Here is a 19,890-nt window from a genome sequence, read left to right on the forward strand (position 1 = left end):
TTAGCCCAGCTCGATTTCGTTGGCCTGCAGGTAGTCGCGGTTCATCTCAACGCCGAGACCAGGCTTCGACGTCAGCTTGAGACTGCCGTTCGAAACGTCGAGCGGTCTGTCGATGAGGTGATCGTATTTGCCCAGGTTCCACTCCGACGTTTCGAGTTTGTAGAAGTTAGGCACCGTCATCATCACCTGCGCTCCCGCAACCACGTTGATCGGCCCCGCGGCGTCGTGCGGCGAGACCGGGATGTAATAGGCTTCGCACAGGGCGGAAATCTTCTTCAGTTCGGTAATGCCGCCGGTCCAGGTAACGTCCGGCATGATATAGTCAGCGAGCTTGTTCTCCAGCACCGGCACGAAATCCCACTTCGTGTGGCCGCGCTCGCCCCACGAGATAGCGGCACTGACCTTTTCACGCACCTGCTTGAGGGCGTTGAGGCTCTCTGGCGGGCAAGGCTCCTCAAACCAGTCGATCTGGCCGGCTTCCTCAAGGCTCCGGCACAGGCGAATGGCGGTGGGTACGTCGAAGCGGCCATGCGCGTCGATCAGGATGTCGACATCGGGTCCCGCCGTTTCGCGGATCAGCGCCGTCAGTTCGGCCGCTTCGCGCTCGTCCTTGCGGGTCATGCTGCCGTCGAGGTAGCCGTCCCGCTGTTCGCGGGACAGGCCATCGGCGGTGCGCCCCTGGTGGGGGAAAGGATCAAACTTGAGCCCGGTGTGTCCGGACTCGACGATGTCTCGAATTTCGCGGACCACGGCCTCCTTGCTGGTAAATTTGGCCTGGTTGGGATGGGTGTAGAGCGCGATTTCATCGCGTACCGGTCCACCCAGCAGTTCGTAAATCGGCTTACCAAGGACTTTGCCGCGGATGTCCCAGAGGGCGATGTCGATGGCGCTCACGCATTCGACGGCGGCGCCGCGGCTGCCCATATAGGTGAAGCTGCGGAAAATCTTGTGCCAGAGGTGCTCGATCCGCGCGGGATCCTCGCCGGTCACGGCGATGCCGATCTGCCGAAGGATCGTGCAGAGAGCGCGGTTGGCGAGCCTGGTGGTGGTTGTGATCTCTCCCCAGCCGCTCACCCCCTCATCGGTCGTCACTTCGACGAACAGGTACTCTCCCCAATATGAAGCATCGGACTTGATCAGCCACGGCCGAACGCTCGTGATTTTCATCTCTCAACTACCTTTATCTGATTGTCAGGCTAACGATGTTCCAGATCGGAGAGTCTATCCGGCCCGAGCGGCGTTGCGCGCACGCATCTGTTCGAGAACATGCCGGCCGGAACCCTCGACATGGCGGGAAATGAGGTCGGCGGCCTTGTCTGCCTCTCCCGCCTTCACCAGTGCGATGAGTTCGCGATGCTCGCGAAGGATTGCGGCGCGCCGTGCGAGCGTGAAATTGAATCGCCGGCTCACGGCCCGCAGTACCTCGCGATGCTTCCACCAAAGCTCGGCGGCATGGCGGTTATAGTGCCGCTGGTACATCACGGTGTGAAAGGCGGTATCCAGCTCACTGTGCCTGAACGTGTCGGCAAAGTTGTTCTCTTCAATCAGACTTTGGATACGTTCGAGTTCGGCTATGTCTTCGACGGTCGCCATATTCACAAACCATCGCGTCAGGGCTGGCTCGATCAGGACTCCGATCTCGTAGATATCCCGCACAAAATCCTGATCTATGGGCCGGACACGCGCCCCGCGGTTGGCGACAAAGGTGACAAATCCCTCCCCGCGCAACAGCTGCAGAGCCTCGCGCACGGGGTTGGTCGAGGTGCCGTGGCGCCGGGCGAGATCGGTCACCACAAGCCGCTCGTTGGCGGCAAGCCGCCCCTCGATGATGTCTTCCCTGATCAGCTCATAAAGCGAGGCGCCCTCGCTGGAGGCCCCGATGGGATCAATCCCCGCGGGTGGCTCTGCTTTGAAATCGCTTGTTTCGGCCAAGGCCGGCTCCCCAATTCAATACACACTTTAATCGATATCACGCACGGTTTCCATAAACAATGTACGATTTATCGCGTTGACAGACAATCCATGATCTGAAAACGTACAAAGTGCTCGAAGGGATACACAGAACAGGAAGACGTTCCGCGATCGAACGAGCATGGACCGCTTGCCTCGAAGCAAAGCGGCATGGGAGAGAACCTGGAGGATATCTATGACGAGGATTACACTCGGCGGTGCCGTCCTGCGCGGCACTATCTCCACTGCTTTAGTGGTATCGCTGTCCGCATCGGCGCTGGGTGCGCCGCCGGTCGATTTGAGCAAGTGGTCGCCGGAATATGTGCGTTCCATTGCGGGCACGCAGGATTTTGATACGGCCGCCGATTGCGGCAAAGTCACCCCGCTCGACTACAAGGGGCGACTGACTTTCTGGTATCAGGGCGTGTTCGAGGGCGATCCCGACCTCCTGCGCCAGTACTACAAGGAATTCTTCGAGACCTTCCGCAAGACCTATCCAAACATCCAGCTCGAGGAACAGGCCCTCACCTACAACGACCTTCTCGACAAGTTCCGCACGGCGCTCCTGGGCAATGCCGCGCCGATGGCGGTCCGCCTGCAAATCCTGGGTGGTACCGAGTTCGCCGCAAAGGGCTATCTGCAGCCGCTCAAGCCCGAGGATGTGGGGTATTCGACCGAGGATTTCTGGCCCGGCGCCATGAAGGCCGTGACCTGGGACGGGGTGACCTACGGCATTCCAACCAACAACGAGACGATGGCGTTCATCTGGAACGCCGACGTCTTCAAGCGTGCCGGCCTTGATCCGGACAAGGCTCCGGCGACCTGGGACGACGTGGTCAAATATTCCAAGCAGATCCACGACAAGCTCGGCATTTCCGGTTACGGCCTCGTGGCTCGCAAGAATGCCGGCAACACGCCGTACCGGTTCATGCCGCAGCTATGGGCCTACGGCGGCGGCGTCTTCGACGAAGCCACCGCAAACCCGACCTACAAGGAGGTCGAACTCAATAGTCCCCAGAGCAAGGCGGCGCTGCAAGCCTCGTACGATATGTATGTTCGCGACAAGTCGGTTCCGGTGTCGGCACTCACCAACCAGCAGGCCGATAACCAGCCACTGTTCCTCGCCGGCCAACTCGGCATGATGGTCTCGCACCCATCCGACTACAACGTCATGCTAGACCTGCAGAAAAAGGCGACGGGCACCGACAAGGACAAGGCGCAGACCGTCATCGACAACATGCGCTACGGGCTGATTCCGACTGGCCCAGACGGCAAGCGCGCCGTTGTATTCGGCGGCTCGAACATTCACATCCTGAAGCCCGAATATGTCGAGGGCGGCAAGGTGGACGAGCCGGCTGCAAAGGCCATCATCTGCATGTGGACGAGCCCTGAATGGTCGCTGAAGATGGCCTACGCCGGCTCGAACCCGGGCAACCTCAACGGCTTCAAGACCAAATGGATGAAGGAACGTCTGGACAGCATCAAGTTCCTCGATGTCACGACGTCGATGCTGCCATACGGCATCCCGTTTCCAGCCCTGCCGCAGTCTCCCGAGATCATGAACATCATCGTCCCGGACATGCTGCAGAATGCCCTGACCGGAGCGATGACCGTCGATCAGGCAGCGGACGACGCGGCCGAAAAGGTGAAGAGCCTGGTGGAAGGCAAACTCTAGTTTGAACCTGGCTTACGATTCGACCGGCCTGCACCGACGGTGCAGCCGGTTCGTTCCAAGGAAAATAAGGGCGCGCCACAGTGACGATCGTGACCGGTAAGGCCGAGGCTCGCCGAAGATTGCAATCCGGTAGGTCCGGCGTGCTGCGGAGGGTATGGGAGCATCGCGCCGACTACGCCTACGTGCTCCCGGCGATCGCCGTGATGCTCATCGTCATCGCCTATCCGATCTATTACACAATCGAGCTGTCGTTTTTTAAGACGCCGCCAGGCCTACAGCTGCGCGACAAGATCTACGTCGGCTTCGACAACTACACGAACATCCTCACCAGTCCGGTGTTCTGGAAAGTCACCTGGAACACGATGATCTGGACACTGGCATCGACTTTCATCTCCTTCGTCCTGGGGTTTGGCTCCGCGCTGGCGCTCCACCGCGACTTTATCGGCCGTGGCGTCCTGCGCGCTATCCTGATCATTCCCTGGGTTATCAGCGCCGTCGCCGCCTCCTACATCTGGAAGTGGATCTACCATTCGGACTTCGGGGTCATCGGTGCGGTGCTGGTCGGTCTCGGATGGGCCGACCGGCCGCCGAATTTCATCGACAACGTCACCACGGTGCTGCCCTCCCTGATCGTCGTCAATATCTGGCGCGAGTTTCCGTTTGCCATGATCATGATGATGGCCGGCCTACAGACGGTCCCCGAACAGCTGCTGAGCGCCGCAAAAGTCGACGGGGCCAGTGCGTGGCAGCGCTTCTGGCACGTCACCTTCCCGCATCTGAGCAGCGTCTCGACGGTGACCATCCTGCTGCTCGCAGTGGCCAACTTCAATTCCTTCATCATCCCCTGGATCATGACCGGCGGCGGGCCGTCCAACGCATCGCATATCTGGATCACCCATATTTATGAGCTCGCCTTCGGACGACAGCTATGGGGCKTGGCATCGGCCTACTCGGTGCTCCTGTTCCTCATCCTGATGACGCTGGGCTATTTCTATGTCCGTGCGCTAAGCGGCAACGAACGCAAAGAGGGGAGCGCATGAGCACGATTGCCGAAACAGCCTCTCGGGGTCAGACCCGTCGCCGCATGCGCGTCGACGGATGGCGGTGGGGCGGGCGCATCTTCCTTGTGTTCATGCTGCTTTACACCGCGTTGCCGATGATCTGGATGCTGCTCACTTCGATCAAGTCCGGCTTCGCGGCGATGCAATTTCCGCCGCAATGGTGGCCAGACGAGCCTACCCTTGCCAGCTACCAGAAGCTGCTCGATCCGCAGAACAGCGTCGGCCAGGACTTCCTGCGCTTCTTCTGGAACAGCCTTTTCGTGTCGACTGCCACGACAATCCTTTCGGTGATCGTGGCTGTCCCGGCGGCCTACGCGTTTTCGCGCTTCCGTTTCCCCGGCCGGAACTTCCTGTTCTTCGCCGTGCTGCTGCGCAACATGTTCCCGGCTGTGATCTTTCTCGTGCCGCTGTTCATACTGATGCGCATGCTCGGGCTGGTGAACACRCATGGCTCGCTGATCCTCACCTATCTTACTTTCGGCCTGCCGCTGGCGATCTGGCTGCTCAAGGGCTTCTACGACAACATCCCGGTGCAGCTCGAGCAGGCGGCGCGCATCGACGGGGCAACGCGGTTCCAGGCCTTCATCCTGATCGTGATGCCGCTTTCGACGCCCGGGATCATCGCCACCGCGATCTATTCCTTCATCGGCGCGTGGAACGAGTACATCTACGCCTACACCTTCCTTTCCAAGAACGAGCAGTTGACCCTGCCGGTCGGCATCCAGCGCTTCTTCTCGGAAAACACGACGGACTTTCCGGGCCTGATGGCGGCCAGCTTTATGATGAGCGTGCCCGTCGTCGTGTTGTTCCTCGTCCTGCAGCGATACTTCGTACGCGCCCTTACAGAAGGCGCGGTCAAACACTAGGGAGTTGCCGATGGCCCACGTGGTCCTCAAAGATCTCGTCAAGACCTATGGCGGCTTCAAAGCTGTCAACAACGTTTCGCTGACGGTCAACGATGGCGAGTTCGTCGCGCTCGTCGGTCCTTCAGGCTGCGGCAAGACAACCACGCTCAATCTCGTCGCCGGGCTGATCCCGATCACGTCGGGCGACATCGTCATCGGCGACCGGGTAGTCAACGACCTCGACCCCAAGGACCGGGACATCGCAATGGTGTTCCAGAACTACGCGCTCTATCCGCAGAAATCGGTCTATAAGAACCTGGCGTTCCCGCTGCAGATGCGCAAATTGCCCAGGGACGAGATTGACAAGAAGGTCAAGGACGCGGCGCGAGTGCTCGACATGACGCACCTGCTCGAGCGCAAGCCGCGCGAACTTTCCGGCGGGCAGCAGCAGCGTGTAGCCCTGGGCCGTGCCCTCGTCCGCGACCCGGCCGTATTCCTCATGGACGAGCCGCTCTCCAACCTCGATGCCAAGCTGCGCGTGCAGATGCGGTCGGAGATCAAGCGCTTCCACCAGGACCTCAAGGCGACGATCATCTATGTGACTCACGACCAACTCGAAGCCGTGACCATGGCCGACAAGATGGCGGTGATGAACGGCGGCTTCCTGCAGCAATACGATTCACCGGCACAGGTCTTTGCCCATCCGATGAACATGTTCGTCGCAAGCTTCATCGGCAGCCCGGCGATGAGCCTTATTCCTCTGCAGGCATCGACAGCGAACGGCAACACCGTGCTGACCAGCGCGGAGGGCTGGACCCTTGAGCTCTCGCCGCGCAACGCCCGCAAAGTCGCGAAGGCAACGACCAAGAAAGTCGTGCTCGGCGCACGTCACTCGACGATCAAGCTCCACAAGAGTGCAGTGCCAGGCAGCGTCCCGGCAAAGGCCTACACGGTGGAGCCGACCGGAGACGTCACCTTTGTTCAGGCGTTCCTGTCCGGCGCCATCGTCAATGTCAGCGTGCCGCCGACCATTGCCGTCGCGCCTGACGAGCAGATCTGGCTCGAGTTCGACCAGGAGCGCATGCATCTGTTCGACGGCGAAACTGAAATGGCCCTCAAGGCCGATTGAGACCGGGCGGATGCTTGTGGGACGTGGGCTTGGATGACTAAGAAGCTTAAGATTATTGCGATCAAGCCCTATCCGGTGTGGGTTGGAACGCGCAACCAGATGCTCGTCAAGGTCGAGACCGATCACGGCATTTTCGGCTGGGGCGAGAGCGGCTTGAGCGGTCGCGAGAGGGCCGTGGCCGGCGCGGTCGAGCACTATCGCGAGTTTCTCATCGGCCGCGATCCCATGCAGATCGGGCGGATCTGGCAGGAGGTCTATCGCAGCCAGTACTTCGAAGGCGGGCGCGTTCTGCAGGCGGCGATTTCCGCCATCGACATCGCCCTTCACGACATCAAGGGCAAGGCGCTTGGAGTGCCGGTGTACGAACTGCTCGGCGGCAAGCAGCGCGACCGCATCCCCACCTTCGCCTCGACCGGAGACGAGGCCGAGGGCGATGTTGCCATTGAACGAGCCCGCGAACTTTGCGCACAGGGGTGGCAGGCGATCCGCTTCTTCCCCGTCGGGCAAAGCAGCAGGGACATCTTCGAGCCGCGCGAGTCGATCGGCGTTACCGCGACCATGCTGAACAAGGCGCGCGAGGCGCTGGGCGACGACGTCGTCCTCGGCATCGACTATCACCATCGGCTGTCGGTGGCCGAGGCGGCGAGCTTCTGCAACAAGCTCGGCCGTGGCGTGCTTGATTTCCTCGAGGAGCCGATACGCGACGAGACACCGGAGGCCTACGAATCCCTGAGGACCATGACCGACATCCCCTTTGCCATCGGCGAGGAATTTGCCAGCAAGTGGCAGTTCCTCCCCTACATCGAGCGCGGCATCCATCAGTTCAACCGGCTCGATATCTGCAATGTCGGCGGGTTCACCGAGGCGATGAAAGTCGCTGGCTGGAGCGAAGCGCACTATGTGGACCTGATGCCGCACAATCCCCTTGGCCCAGTGTGCACGGCCGCGACCGTGCATCTCGCTGCCGCGGTACCCAACTTCGCATGGCTTGAGACTAGGGCGCCCGAAAGAAAGCTGGGCTTCGACAATTCCAACTTCTTCCCCGTGCAACCACGGCTCGACGGCCCCAATTATCCGGTCAGCGACCTGCCGGGGCTCGGCGTCGAGGTCAACGAAGAGGCAGTCCAGGCGGAGAGCTTTCGTTTTTGGGAAGCGCCTCACCTTAAGCGCCGCGACGGTTCTGTTACCAACTGGTAGTTCCATCCACCGGAGTCTAAAATGACGCATACCCCCGACATTACGCGACCGCCTAAAGACCTGATCGACGCGCTAAGGGAAATCGGCGCCGCGACGGTTGCCGGCACACTTGGCCACATGGGCTTCCGCAATCCGCACATGGTTGGTCCCGTGCCGCAAAACCACGGGAAGTCGATCGTCGGGCCGGCGCTGACGCTCCAATTCCTGCCGCAGCGGCCGGACCTCTTCAACGAGGGAGAATATGCCGATCCGGAGACGCAACTGCACCGGCACGTGCTCTATCACGCGCAGGAAGGCGACGTGGTCGTGGTCGACGCGCGCGGCGACATGAGCTCGGGCGTCTTCGGCGATATGATGTCGACGTATTTCAAGGGCAGAGGCGGCGCGGGTATCGTCATCGATGGATGCATGCGCGACCGGCCCAATGTCGAAAAGCTCGATCTGCCGCTATGGCTGCGCGGCTGGACGCCAAATTATCATGTGCAGACCAGCATCTATCCCAATGCCGTCAACGTTCCGATTGCCTGTGGCGGTGTCACGGTGATCCCCGGCGACATCATCGTCGCCGACGACGACGGGGTGGTGGTGCTTCCCGTCGCAATGGCCGCAAAAGTGATCGATGAATCGCAGAAGCATCACGATTGGGAGGAGTTCTCACGAGCGAAGCTCATGGAGGGCGGGTCTTTGCAACGATATTATCCGCTGCATGACGATGCCCGCGGGGAGTACGAGGCGTGGCGAAAAGCCAACCGCCTGGAGAACCCAAGTTAGCGCTTCCCTTGCGGCGGGCAGCGGACCTTCTGGCGGCAACGCCGGCGTCTACGCAACAACTGGGAGTGGATTTCGCCGTAGGCGTCGCTTTCGATCTGGCAGCCTGGACTAGCGAGATCCAGCCCCCGAAGTACGCCGAATGTCACGCCAAATTGGCGACACCAATGAAGCGCCGACGCTAGGTGTAGTGACATTCTCCCGGCTGCCAAAATGGCGTGCTGGCAGCGGGCGATCGGCGCTTCGCCCTTGGTCTGGTTCACGACCCACTTCAATGATTCCGACCAGTGCGCGAACAAACTCAACCATATCGTTTGCCGTGATGGCTGCCTTGTCGGGGCTTTGCCCAACGTGCTCGGCGGCATCGCAACATGTGCGGCGAATGAGATCGTAGTGTAAATCTCTCTCATCCTCCGGCAACGCGGCCAATTTCATGGCCCTGCGATGGATCAATCGCAGCAACTGTTCGAGAGCTGTTCCGACACTCATGCGTTTTCCCCGCATTGGTCGAGCGTCCCGCTGCTCCAAGGACGCGCGTTGGAACGTCGATGGGGAGGGCATTCCCCCGTCCCCAACGGAAAGGCTGCACCACAGCCGTTAATATATCGTTGCTGGCTAATATAAGACGCTTCATCGAGCGGCGAGCGCGGAGTGGCGACTGATCTTGTTGATGAAGGTAACGTTGCAAAATCCGGCCCGTCCAAACGCAACAACTGTGGTACACGCGGATCGCCAAGCGAACTCGGCCCTGCGACGTGAGAATCCCATGCGAATAGTGTTGCGCACCCTCTTCCTCGGCCTCGCCGCGGCCAGTCTGTCTCCCACCTGGGCCTCGGCCGGCGATTGCGGCGATGTTGTCGCCCTGGTGCAGCAGGCCTACCCCAAGGCCAAGAGGAGCGTCGACGCCACCTCGCTGGCCCTCGAACCCCATATCAGCATCCCCCTGACGCTCCCGGACTACGAAAACCCAGTTGGCCTGGTCTGCAAGATCTGGCCTGCCCATGATGACCTGCTGCTGGTCGCAGTGCCGCTGATCGACAGCGCCGTATCCAGCGATGACGGGCATGTTGGCGATATCGAGCTTCTGGTCGTCGACAGGAAGAGCCTGGGCGTGCGCCAGCGCCTGCTCCAGCCCGGCCTGATGACCGATGACGCCATCGCCATCCGCAAGGTCGAATTCGATACCGGTCGCTATCGGCTGGCACCCGATGTCTCCGCCTTTGGCCTGCGCATCGAACTGGCAACCCATTCGCAGGCCAATCCATTCAACGAAACCGGCCTGCGGCTCTATACCGTCGCCGGCGATGCCTTGCGCTTGGTGCTCGGCGGCCTTGCCGTGACCGGCCATGGCGGCGAAGGCGACGCCAGTTGCGCCGGATCCTTTCATTCCAGCCAGGTCAGCCTGGCGATAAGCGCGGCGAGCCACCATGGCTATCACGACATCACAGCGATCGAGCAGGCGGATACCGACGAACCCTTGCCCGACAAGGACGGCGAGTGCCAGTCTCATCCCGGCAAGTCCGTGAAGCGGACCTACCGGCTGCGCTACGACGGCAATCGCTATCCGGTTCCGGCGGCGCTCAAGGCAATGGAACCGTGAGAAAGCCGCTCGCGTCGAGAAGCGTGCTTGCACGCGCTAGGCCGCCGCGCGATAGATGTGTTGCTTCTGGAGGATTCATGCGGAAAATCTTGGCATCGGCATTGCTGCTGGCGGTCGCGTCATTTGCTCACCCCGCCCTGGCGCTGGACAGCAGCGGCACGCCCGTCGTCGTGACGCCGCTGGCATCGCGCACGACGACTGCTTCCGGCCAGCCGATCACGCTGCCGCAGAAGAGCGTGCAGGTTCTGGTGTCGACCTATGACATCGCGCCGGGTGCGACCTTGCCGGTGCACAGACACCCCTTCCCGCGCTACGCCTATGTCCAGGCCGGGACGCTGAAGGTTACCAATGTCGAGACCGGCAACAGCAACACCTACAAGACCGGAGATTTCATCATCGAAATGATCGGCCAATGGCACCAGGCCACCAACATCGGCGATGGTCCGGTCAAGCTGCTGGTGATCGACCAGGTCGAGGAAGGCGCCAAGAACACGGAGTTGCGCCAGTAGCGGCCAAGGTCGACGCCCTTTGCTCCAAGGCTAGCCCCAGGCGCCGACCACCTGCCGTGTCGTAGCGTTGAGCCGGTTGAAGGCATTGATCAGCGCGATCTGGATGACCAGGGCGGCGAGCGCCTTTTCATCGTAATGCCGGGCGGCTTCGTCCCATACATCGTCCGGCACCGCGTCGGGCCGGTCGGCAAGCCGTGTGCCGGCCTCGGCCAGCGCCAGCGCTGCGCGTTCGGCATCGGTGAAGTACGGCGTCTCCCGCCAAGCCGCGAGGGCGAAGATGCGCTCGTCCTTTTCGCCGGCCTTCTTCAACTCGCGCGCATGCATGTCGACGCAGAAGCTGCAGGCATTGATCTGGCTGGCTCGCAGATGGATGAGCTTGCGCGTCACATAGGGCAATTCGGCCGCCTCGGACGACTTGTCCAGCGCCAACAAGGCCTGCAGGGAGCCGGGAATGAGCACCACGGGATTCTTGATTCTTGCTTGCATGGTCTTTCTCCTTTTGAAGGGTTTCGTCAGGCCGTGTCTCGTCGGCCCGGATGCCGCGCATCCAGGTTTTCTGAGTTCGGTCTGTGAAATTAATAACCATCCGGTTATGATTAATCCATAACCCAACGATTATTTGACTGTCAAGCAGGGAGTTTGCCGCCTGGCCCAAATGGCCGGGCGCTGTTCACGCTTTCGCGCCAACCGGCCTGATGCTAGGGCTGGCGCCGATATCATGGAACTGGATCGCCCCTTGACCAAAGAAACTCGCCTGCCGCTGATCGAAATCTGTGTCGAAGGCATTGATGGCCTGCTGGCCGCGCAGGCGGCCGGCGCCGACCGGGTCGAACTGTGCGCCAGCCTCATTGAAGGCGGCATCACGCCGAGCCTCGGCACCGTGCGCGCCGCCCTAGATCAGGCGACCGTGCCGTTCCACGTCATGGTGCGGCCGCGCGGCGGCGATTTTCTCTACAGCGAAACCGAGTACGCCTCGATGCTCGCCGATGTCGCAGCACTGCGCGACCTCGGCGTGCCCGGCGTGGTGTTTGGCTGCCTGAACGCCGATGGCACCATCGACGAGGCGCGCATGAGTGAATTGACGCAAGCCGCCGGCTCCTTGAACGTCACCTGCCACCGTGCCTTCGACATGACCCGCGACCCCGCCGAGGCGCTCGAAGCGCTGATCCGCAGCAAGGTTGGCCGCGTGCTGACCAGCGGCCAGCGCGACACGGCGGTCGAGGGCATGTCGCTGTTGGCGGATCTGGTCCGACAGGCCGGCGGCCGCATCGTCATCCTCGGCTGCGGTGGGCTGGACCTAGGCAACATCGCCGAAGTGCTGGGAAAAACCGGGTTGTCAGAAATGCATTTCGCAGCCCTCAAGGACGTGCCAAGCGCCATGGATTACCGCAACCCGCATGTCGGCATGGGCGGCTCCGACCTCGACCGCGAGTACCGCAACACCTTGACCGACACGGACCTCGTGGCGGCCACCATCGCGGCTGCGAAGGCATGAGCGCGACGCCTGCCCCGATCAGCCTTGTATCGGCCGAAGACGAAGCGGCGATCCTCGCGCTCAACAACGAGCACGCAGCCGAACTGTCGTGGCTGGAGCCCGAACGGCTGTCCTTCCTGCTCGGCGAGGCGTTTTACACGCGGCGCATCGGCAATCTCGAAGCCTTCATCATGACCTTCGACCAGGACGCCCCTTACGACAGCCCGAACTTCGTCTGGTTCCGCGAACGCTACCCCCGCTTCGTCTATGTCGACCGTGTCGTCGTGGCAGCACAAGCGCGTGGCCGCGGCCATGCCCGCCGGCTCTATCAGGATCTGTTCGGCCACGTTGAGCGCGCCGGCCACACTCTGGTCACCTGCGAAGTCAACACCGACCCGCCGAACCCCGCCTCGGATGCCTTCCACGCCGCGCTTGGCTTCGCCGAAGCCGGCGACGCCGTCATCCACGGCGGCAAGAAGGCGGTGCGCTACTACATCAGACGGATTTCCGACTGATACATCAGGCGAATCTATCCTGATACATCAGGCAGATCGCCGCCTGATACATCAGGCGAATCTCCGGCTGATCCCGCTGGCGCTGGCCACACAAAGAAGCCGCAGCTAATATGAATGTTTCCGCCAACCGGAGGAAACGCGATGCCGAGCAACGTCTTTCGATTCGACGAAAGCTGGCACATCCCCGAAGGCACGCCGCAGGAAGTGTGGGAGGTGCTCTCGGATGCCGAACTGCTGCCGATCTGGTGGGGCGATGTCTACAAGGAAGTGGTGCCACTCGACAGGAAGGGCAAGGCGACCATCGGTTCGCGCGCAAGGGCGCGGGCTCGCGGCGCCCTGCCCTACGAGCTGAACTTCATCATCGAGGCCGCCGAACTCGAACCCGGCAGGCTGGTGGTGGTGAAAACCCTTGGCGATTTCGACGGGCTGTGGCGGGCGGAATTGTCGCCGTCCGGCACCGGCACCCATGTGCAATTGACCTGGCAGGTCACGGTGCTGCGGCCGATCCTCAAATTCCTCGCACCGCTGCTACGGCAGGCCTTCGCCTGGAACCATCGCTGGACGACGCCGCGCGGCGAAGCCGGCCTCAAGCGGTATCTGACGGACAAGAAGCGCCGGTCGGCTTAGGGCCGACAGCGCTGCGGCATTACCAGTTGCGGTTGAGCCATTCGCGTGCCGGTCGCTCGACGATGTAGTAGCTGCAAAGCGCGCAGACAAAGACCCCGGCCAGCATCGGGATCGGAGCGCTGCCTTGCTCGTAGACAAATTTGTAGAACGGCTGCTGCCACAGATAGAGCGAGTACGACCACAGCCCCAGCGTCGCCATCGGCCAGGAGGACAGCAATCCGGTCAGATAGCGCGGGCTGAAATCGAGTGCGTTGACGGCCAGCGCCAGCAGCGGCACCGCGAAGAGATAGTGGATCGGCGTCGGCACTGGATCGAGGAACAGAAGAACGGCGAAGACCGATGCCGCCAGAGCCACTTGCCTGCCTCTGAAGATCGCCGGCAGCCTGCCATCGGCCTTGAGCAGGCAGATCGAGGCCGACAGCAGGATCGAGGCGATATGCACATCGGTGCGCCAGTAGGTGGTTTCGTAGTCCATCCCGAACACCCAGTACGAAACCGCTCCATTGGCCATGGCAAGCAAGGCCAGCGCCAGGAGCAGCACGACTACGCGAGAGCGGCTTAAGACGACGACGCTGATCAGCGCCAGGATGATATAGGCGTGCTCCTCGATGCAGAGCGACCAGATATGGTCGAGTGCGCCCGCCCGCGTGACGAGAATGCCGGCATAATTGTAGGTGAATGTCAGCGCGGTCAGCGCCGCCTTCCATTTGAAGGCAATGAATGTGCCGGAGAGCGCAATCATGGCGACGACCACGAAGACCAGAAGTGCCGGATAGATGCGGGAAAAACGCCGCTTGAAGAATTTCTTCAGCGGGTAGCGCTCGATGAACAGGATCTCGCTCATCAGCCGGCCGCTGAGCACGAAGAAGAATTCGACGCCCAGCACACCCAGATTGATCCCGGGAACAGGAAAGAAATGGCCGATCAGCACCAGGGCAATCGACAGGCCGCGCCAGCCATCGAGATAGGCCAGTCTTGTTCTGGCCGCTCTGTCGGCGACGGGTCGGGACGCAACGACATGCGTCGCGGAGATGTCGGTCATGCCGGCTCCCTTCGCATTGAAAGATGCTGAAAGGGTCGCAGGCCGTGATCGACACTAACAACCCGGCTCGCGTTTGGTCACTGGCATAGTGCAGTGCAATATCGCTTTGTGCAAGTGCGAGATTGTCGCTGACGCAGTTCCTGGCGAAGTATGGACGGGAATTGCTTCAAGCAAACGGTTGGCGCGCTGAGGCGATCCCATCGGAACCGGACAGTTGCAGGTCACCGCACGCGAAAAAGGGGCCGAGGGGCCCCTTTCCTTGTGCGCGGCTGATGGTGTCAGGCGGTGGCGGCAGCCACAGCGCGCTTGGCCATCACCGCGATCAGATTGGCGCGGTAGTCGGCCGAGGCGTGGATGTCGGTCATCAAATTCTTCGCCGATACCTTCACGCCTTCGAGCGCCGAGGCCGCGAAATTCTTGGCCAGGGCTGCCTCGATCTCCTTCGAACGGAAGACGCCGTCATCACCGGCGCCAGTGACGGCGACGCTGACGCCATCCTTGCCCTTGGCCACGAACACACCGACGATCGCATAGCGCGATGCCGGGTTGCGGAACTTTTCATAGGCCGCCTTAGCCGGCGCGGTGAAGGTGACGGCGGTAACGATCTCGCCTTCCTTCAGCGACGTCTCGAACAGGCCCTTGAAGAATTTGTCAGCGGCGATCTGGCGCTTGTTGGTGACGATGGTGGCGCCCAGCGCCAGCAGCGCCGCCGGATAGTCGGCCGCCGGATCGTTGTTGGCGATCGAGCCGCCGATCGTCCCCCGGTGGCGCACCGCCGGATCGCCGATCAGCGACGCCAGATGGGCAAGCGCCGGGCAGGCCTTCTTCAGCTTCTCGTCATTGGCAACGTCGTAATGCGTGGTCGCGGCGCCGATGGTCACCGTCTTGCCCGACACCTTGACCCCCTGCAACTCCTTGATCTTCGACAGGTCGACAAGGTCGGAGGGCGCGGCAAGCCGTGTCTTCATCGCCGGGATCAGCGTCATGCCGCCCGAAAGCAGCTTCGCATCGCCCGCCTTGACCAGTTTGGCGGCGTCGGCGACCGAGGCGGCGCGGTGATAGTTGACCGAATACATGCTCGTTCCTCCTCAGTGTTTCGTCGTCGCGCGGATCGCTGCCCACACGGTGGACGGCGATGCCGGCATGGCAAGATCGTTGCTGCCGATGGCGTCGGTGATGGCGTTGATCACCGCCGGCGGCGAGCCGATGGCGCCGGCTTCGCCGCAGCCCTTGATGCCGAGCGGATTGCCCGGGCATGGCGTGTTCGAGGTCGAGACCTTGAACGACGGCAGGTCGCCGGCGCGCGGCATGGTGTAGTCCATGTAGCTCGCGGTCAGCAGTTGGCCGCCATTGTCGTAGTGGGCGCCTTCGAGCAGCGCCTGGCCGATGCCTTGCGCCAGTCCGCCATGCACCTGGCCCTCGACGATCATCGGATTGATGATGTTGCCGAAATCATCGGCGGCGACGAACTGGATGATCTCGGTCATGCCGGTTTCCGGATCGACCTCGACCTCGCAGATGTAGCAGCCCGCCGGGAAGGTGAAGTTCGACGGATCATAAAACGCCGTTTCCTTCAGCCCGGGCTCCATGCCGCCCGGCAGGTTGTGGGCGGTGTAGGCGGCGAGCGCCATCTGGAACCATGGCACGTTCTTGTCCGTGCCGGCGACCTTCAGCGCGCCGTTCTCGATGATGATGTCGCCCTCGTCAGCCTCGAGCAGATGAGCGGCGATCTTCTTGGCCTTGGCCTCGACCTTGTCGAGTGCCTTGACGATGGCCGACATGCCAACAGCACCCGAGCGCGAGCCATAGGTGCCCATGCCCATCTGCACCTTGTCGGTGTCGCCATGGACGATCGAGACCGAATCGAGCGGCACGCCGAAGCGCTCGTTGACCAGTTGCGCGAAGGTCGTCTCATGGCCCTGGCCATGGCTGTGCGAGCCGGTCAGCACCTCGATCGTGCCGACGGCATTGACCCGCACTTCCGCTGATTCCCACAGACCGACGCCGGCGCCAAGACTGCCGACCGCCGCCGACGGTGCGATGCCGCAAGCTTCGATGTAGCAGCTCATGCCGATGCCGCGCAGCAGCCCCTTCTTGGCTGCGGCAGCCTTGCGCTTGGCAAAGCCGGCATAGTCCGACGCCTTCATTGCCGCGTCGAGCGAAGCGGCATAGTCGCCGGCGTCGTAGCACATGATGACCGGCGTCTGGTGCGGGAACGAGGTGATGAAGTTCTTGCGGCGCAACTCCGCGGGTGAGACGCCGAACTGGCGCGCGGCGGTCTCCATCATGCGTTCCATGACGAAGGTTGCTTCCGGCCGCCCTGCCCCGCGATAGGCATCGACGGGTGCGGTGTTGGTGTAGATCGCCTTCACATTGGCGTGGATGGCGGGGATGTTGTACTGGCCCGACAGCAGCGTCGCATAGAGGTAGGTCGGCGTCGCCGACGAGAACAGCGACATGTAGGCGCCGAGATTCGCCTTGGTCTCGACCTTCAGGCCGAGGATCTTGTGATCGCTGTCGAAGGCCATTTCAGCATGGGTGTGATGGTCGCGACCATGTGCGTCGGTCAGAAAACTCTCGGTGCGGTCGGCCACCCATTTGACAGGCACGCCGGTCTTCTTCGACGCCCACAGGCAGACGATCTCTTCGGGATAGATGTAGATTTTCGAACCGAAGCCGCCGCCGACATCGGGCGCTATGACCCGCAGCTTGTTTTCCGGCGCGACATTGTAGAATGCGCTCATCACCAGCCGCGCTACATGCGGGTTTTGTGACGTCGTCCAGCAGGTGTAGTGGTCCTCTGCCTTGTCGTAGTGGCCAAGAGCCGCGCGCGGCTCCATGGCGTTCGGCACGAGGCGATTGTTGATGATATCCATCTTGACGACATGGGCCGCCTTCTTGAACGCCGCGGCCGTCTCGTCGGCATTGCCGATGTCCCAGTCGAAGATCAGGTTGTTGTCGGCCTCGGGGTGGATCTGCGGCGCGCCCTTGTCCATCGCCTTCGAGGCATCGACGACGGCCTTCAGCTCCTTGTAGGTGATCTCGACCGCCTCGGCGGCATCACGCGCCTGGCCCTTGGTCTCGGCCACGACGATGACGACGGCATCGCCGACATAGCGGACCCGGTCGAAAGCAAGTGGCGACCACGCCCCCATCTTCATCGGGGAACCATCCTTGGAGTGGATCATCCAGCCGCAGATGAGGTTGCCGATGCCGTCGGCCTTGAGCTCCTTGCCGGTCAGCACGCCGATGACGCCGGGCATGGCTTGAGCCTTTTTGACGTCGATCTTCTTGATCTGCGCATGCGCGTGCGGGCTGCGCACGAAGGCTGCGTGCTTCATGCCGGGAACCACCATGTCGTCGACATAGCGGCCGGCGCCGGTGATGAATCGTTTGTCTTCCTTGCGCGCGACCCGAGCGCCAACACCTTCAATGCCCATCAGAAATTCCTCCCGAAATGCTGAAATAGCGAATAGTGAGTAGTGAATGGCGAATTGTGGTGAGTTGGCGTTTCGTCAGACTGCTGACTATTCGCTACTCCCTATTCGCTGTTCACTTCCCTCTCACGCCGCTTGCCTGGCTTTGCCCTTCGACCCCTTGGACATCGTCTTCGATGCGGCAAGGATCGCCTTCACGATGTTGTGGTAGCCGGTGCAGCGGCAGATGTTGCCCTCGAGTTCGGTGCGCACCGTCACTTCGTCGAGGCCTTCGGGGTGGCGGTTGATCATGTCGGTCGCCGTCATGATCATGCCCGGCGTGCAGAAGCCGCACTGCAGCCCGTGATGTTCCTTGAAGGCGGCCTGCACCGGATGCAGATCGGCGCCATTGGCCAGGCCCTCGATCGTCACCACGGTCGAGCCGGAAGCCTGTACCGCGAGCATCGAGCAGGATTTGACCGCCTTGCCGTCGACATGGACGACGCAGGCACCGCATTGCGACGTGTCGCAACCGACATGCGTTCCGGTAAGGCCGAGATTCTCGCGCAGGAAGTGAACCAGAAGCGTTCGGTCCTCGGCAGCGCCGCTGACCCTTTTTCCGTTCACCATCAACGAAATGTCCGACATGCTTCCTCCCTGGGTATCAACCTTGGTCATCACGCTGCCGACGCGGTGTTGGCGCTTCGGCCATGCGTTATTCGTACACTGCACAATCGACAAAAAACAGCACGTCGCAAACTCGTTACATTGTACTTTCGGTCATGGGCCGAGCCCAAACGCACGGCCCCGGTCGCCCATTGCCAAAACAGGGTTTGAGGGCAACAATGTTATCAGACGCCCGCGCGCCCGACGCGCATAAAACAGCGTCGGAGGAAATGCGGAGAACACCGCTGGCCAGTTCACGGACGCGCTATGCATGCGGCCTGTCGGCGCTCACCACGGATGAGCCCGACATGGACGCATTCGCCAAGGCGATCGCGTTGGAGGCCGCGGCAATCGACGCCGGCTTCGCGCTGCTGTTCTTTTCCCAGAGCCTGGTCGAGGCCGACACCCTTTCCCAGGCGCTCATGAGCCACGCGCCCGCGCTTCATCACGCGGGCTGCTCGACCGCCGGCGAGATCACGCCGCAAGGCCTTGAGGATGGCCACGTGCTCGCCATGCTGCTTCCGTCCGCCGCGTTCACCGCCGTCAGCGTGATGGTCGACGATCTGTCCTCGTCGGGCATGGACAGGATCACCAGCGAGGTCGAGGCCTTGCGGCGGTCGCTGCGCGCGCGCCTGGGTTGCGACCGCACCAAAGGCACGTTCGCGCTGTGCTTCATCGACGGGCTCTCCTATGCCGAGGAAGCGGTGAGTTCGGCCATCCATTGGGGCCTCGACGACATACCGCTGCTCGGCGGCTCGGCCGGCGACGACCTGAAGTTCGAGACGACGCGCCTGATCTCGAACGGCGACGTCACCTCCGACAGCGCCATCATCGTGCTGATCGCCACCGAAATCCCTTTCCACGTCTTCAAGACCGACAATTTCGTTCCCACCGACGAGAAGCTGGTGGTGACGGCGGCCGATCCCGATCACCGCATCGTGCGCGAGTTCAACGCCACCAATGCGGCGGAGGAATACGCCGCGTCCGTCGGCATCGTCGCGCAGACGCTGACGCCGCTGAGTTTTGCCTCGCATCCGGTGGTGGTGAAAGTGGGCGGCGAGTATTATTGCCGGTCGATCCAGAAGATGCATCCCGATGGCTCGCTGTCGTTCTTCTGCGCCATAGACGACGGTGTCGTGCTGTCGATCGCCCAACCCAAGGACATGGTCGAATCGACGCGCGCGGCGCTCAGGGATGTCGAGGAGCGGCTTGGCGGCATCGACATGATCCTCGGCTTCGACTGCGTGCTGCGCCGCCTGGACGCGCGCAACCGTCAGGTGTTTCGCGATATCTCGGAGCTCTACCGGGTCAACAATGTCATCGGCTTCGGCACTTATGGCGAACAATACCGGTCGATGCATTTGAACCAGACTTTCACCGGCATCGCCTTTGGCGAACGACAGGCGGCGGAATAAG

General features: G+C 61.8%; 20 protein-coding genes. 12 read left to right on the forward strand and 8 right to left on the reverse strand.

Going from position 1 to position 19,890, the window contains the following annotated elements:
- Nucleotides 1-1,167 (reverse strand): mandelate racemase/muconate lactonizing enzyme family protein, encoded by a 1,167-nt coding sequence (locus AC1DZP_RS18265; RefSeq protein WP_477304296.1) that lies wholly within the window; start codon nucleotides 1,165-1,167, stop codon nucleotides 1-3.
- Between the two features lie 54 nt (nucleotides 1,168-1,221).
- Nucleotides 1,222-1,932, reverse strand: coding sequence for a GntR family transcriptional regulator (locus tag AC1DZP_RS18270; protein ID WP_477304298.1), 711 nt, complete (start codon nucleotides 1,930-1,932; stop codon nucleotides 1,222-1,224).
- A 214-nt stretch (nucleotides 1,933-2,146) separates the two neighbouring features.
- On the opposite strand from AC1DZP_RS18270, the gene AC1DZP_RS18275 reads away from it, so the two are divergent.
- The 6 genes from AC1DZP_RS18275 (at nucleotide 2,147) to AC1DZP_RS18300 (ending at nucleotide 8,628) form a co-directional block, all read left to right on the forward strand.
- Nucleotides 2,147-3,625, forward strand: coding sequence for an ABC transporter substrate-binding protein (locus AC1DZP_RS18275; protein ID WP_477304300.1), 1,479 nt, complete (start codon nucleotides 2,147-2,149; stop codon nucleotides 3,623-3,625).
- 80 nt (nucleotides 3,626-3,705) lie between these two features.
- On the forward strand, nucleotides 3,706-4,665 hold the full coding sequence (locus AC1DZP_RS18280; protein WP_477304302.1) for a carbohydrate ABC transporter permease: 960 nt from the start codon (nucleotides 3,706-3,708) through the stop codon (nucleotides 4,663-4,665).
- Nucleotides 4,662-5,552 carry a carbohydrate ABC transporter permease gene (locus AC1DZP_RS18285; RefSeq protein ID WP_477304304.1) on the forward strand — a complete coding sequence of 297 codons (891 nt, stop codon included), beginning with the start codon at nucleotides 4,662-4,664 and terminating at the stop codon, nucleotides 5,550-5,552. The genes AC1DZP_RS18280 and AC1DZP_RS18285 overlap by 4 nt, the downstream gene beginning before the upstream one ends.
- A 10-nt stretch (nucleotides 5,553-5,562) precedes the next feature.
- The gene (locus AC1DZP_RS18290) at nucleotides 5,563-6,660 is read left to right on the forward strand and encodes an ABC transporter ATP-binding protein (RefSeq protein ID WP_477304306.1); all 1,098 of its coding nucleotides are present in this window, start codon (nucleotides 5,563-5,565) and stop codon (nucleotides 6,658-6,660) included.
- Between the two features lie 33 nt (nucleotides 6,661-6,693).
- Nucleotides 6,694-7,857 carry a mandelate racemase/muconate lactonizing enzyme family protein gene (locus AC1DZP_RS18295; RefSeq protein WP_477304308.1) on the forward strand — a complete coding sequence of 388 codons (1,164 nt, stop codon included), beginning with the start codon at nucleotides 6,694-6,696 and terminating at the stop codon, nucleotides 7,855-7,857.
- A 21-nt stretch (nucleotides 7,858-7,878) separates the two neighbouring features.
- The gene (locus AC1DZP_RS18300) at nucleotides 7,879-8,628 is read left to right on the forward strand and encodes a ribonuclease activity regulator RraA (RefSeq protein ID WP_095087539.1); all 750 of its coding nucleotides are present in this window, start codon (nucleotides 7,879-7,881) and stop codon (nucleotides 8,626-8,628) included.
- 108 nt (nucleotides 8,629-8,736) lie between these two features.
- Here AC1DZP_RS18300 and AC1DZP_RS18305 read toward each other — a convergent pair whose 3' ends face one another.
- Nucleotides 8,737-9,114, reverse strand: coding sequence for a hypothetical protein (locus tag AC1DZP_RS18305; RefSeq protein ID WP_143748796.1), 378 nt, complete (start codon nucleotides 9,112-9,114; stop codon nucleotides 8,737-8,739).
- 277 nt (nucleotides 9,115-9,391) lie between these two features.
- On the opposite strand from AC1DZP_RS18305, the gene AC1DZP_RS18310 reads away from it, so the two are divergent.
- Together AC1DZP_RS18310 and AC1DZP_RS18315 are read left to right on the forward strand one after the other, a co-directional pair.
- The gene (locus tag AC1DZP_RS18310; RefSeq protein ID WP_477304311.1) at nucleotides 9,392-10,225 is read left to right on the forward strand and encodes a PA3715 family protein; all 834 of its coding nucleotides are present in this window, start codon (nucleotides 9,392-9,394) and stop codon (nucleotides 10,223-10,225) included.
- A 77-nt stretch (nucleotides 10,226-10,302) separates the two neighbouring features.
- Entirely contained in the window at nucleotides 10,303-10,734 is a 432-nt protein-coding gene (locus AC1DZP_RS18315) for a cupin domain-containing protein (protein ID WP_477304313.1), read from the forward strand.
- A 30-nt stretch (nucleotides 10,735-10,764) separates the two neighbouring features.
- On the opposite strand, the gene AC1DZP_RS18320 is transcribed toward AC1DZP_RS18315, so the two are convergent.
- Nucleotides 10,765-11,220: a carboxymuconolactone decarboxylase family protein gene (locus AC1DZP_RS18320; protein WP_477304315.1), complete on the reverse strand. Its 456-nt coding sequence runs from the start codon at nucleotides 11,218-11,220 to the stop codon at nucleotides 10,765-10,767.
- 232 nt (nucleotides 11,221-11,452) lie between these two features.
- Between AC1DZP_RS18320 and AC1DZP_RS18325 the strand changes: the two genes are divergently transcribed.
- The 3 genes from AC1DZP_RS18325 (at nucleotide 11,453) to AC1DZP_RS18335 (ending at nucleotide 13,350) form a co-directional block, all read left to right on the forward strand.
- On the forward strand, nucleotides 11,453-12,229 hold the full coding sequence (locus AC1DZP_RS18325; protein ID WP_477304317.1) for a copper homeostasis protein CutC: 777 nt from the start codon (nucleotides 11,453-11,455) through the stop codon (nucleotides 12,227-12,229).
- The gene (locus AC1DZP_RS18330) at nucleotides 12,226-12,723 is read left to right on the forward strand and encodes a GNAT family N-acetyltransferase (RefSeq protein ID WP_477304319.1); all 498 of its coding nucleotides are present in this window, start codon (nucleotides 12,226-12,228) and stop codon (nucleotides 12,721-12,723) included. The genes AC1DZP_RS18325 and AC1DZP_RS18330 overlap by 4 nt, the downstream gene beginning before the upstream one ends.
- 141 nt (nucleotides 12,724-12,864) lie before the next feature.
- Complete coding sequence (locus AC1DZP_RS18335; RefSeq protein ID WP_095087526.1) at nucleotides 12,865-13,350, forward strand: SRPBCC family protein; 486 nt, start codon at nucleotides 12,865-12,867, stop codon at nucleotides 13,348-13,350.
- Between the two features lie 19 nt (nucleotides 13,351-13,369).
- On the opposite strand, the gene AC1DZP_RS18340 is transcribed toward AC1DZP_RS18335, so the two are convergent.
- The 4 genes from AC1DZP_RS18340 to AC1DZP_RS18355 all read right to left on the reverse strand — a co-directional run bounded on the left by AC1DZP_RS18340 (nucleotide 13,370) and on the right by AC1DZP_RS18355 (nucleotide 18,456).
- Nucleotides 13,370-14,392 carry an acyltransferase family protein gene (locus AC1DZP_RS18340; RefSeq protein WP_095087524.1) on the reverse strand — a complete coding sequence of 341 codons (1,023 nt, stop codon included), beginning with the start codon at nucleotides 14,390-14,392 and terminating at the stop codon, nucleotides 13,370-13,372.
- A 278-nt stretch (nucleotides 14,393-14,670) separates the two neighbouring features.
- Entirely contained in the window at nucleotides 14,671-15,468 is a 798-nt protein-coding gene (locus tag AC1DZP_RS18345; RefSeq protein WP_457153142.1) for an FAD binding domain-containing protein, read from the reverse strand.
- Between the two features lie 12 nt (nucleotides 15,469-15,480).
- On the reverse strand, nucleotides 15,481-17,832 hold the full coding sequence (locus AC1DZP_RS18350; RefSeq protein WP_477304321.1) for a xanthine dehydrogenase family protein molybdopterin-binding subunit: 2,352 nt from the start codon (nucleotides 17,830-17,832) through the stop codon (nucleotides 15,481-15,483).
- A 123-nt stretch (nucleotides 17,833-17,955) separates the two neighbouring features.
- Nucleotides 17,956-18,456 carry a (2Fe-2S)-binding protein gene (locus AC1DZP_RS18355; protein WP_477304323.1) on the reverse strand — a complete coding sequence of 167 codons (501 nt, stop codon included), beginning with the start codon at nucleotides 18,454-18,456 and terminating at the stop codon, nucleotides 17,956-17,958.
- A gap of 248 nt (nucleotides 18,457-18,704) precedes the next feature.
- On the opposite strand from AC1DZP_RS18355, the gene AC1DZP_RS18360 reads away from it, so the two are divergent.
- The gene (locus AC1DZP_RS18360) at nucleotides 18,705-19,889 is read left to right on the forward strand and encodes an FIST N-terminal domain-containing protein (RefSeq protein WP_477304325.1); all 1,185 of its coding nucleotides are present in this window, start codon (nucleotides 18,705-18,707) and stop codon (nucleotides 19,887-19,889) included.
- Nucleotide 19,890: the final 1 nt, after the last annotated feature.

It is taken from the genome of Mesorhizobium sp. P2_F8 (assembly GCF_056403655.1).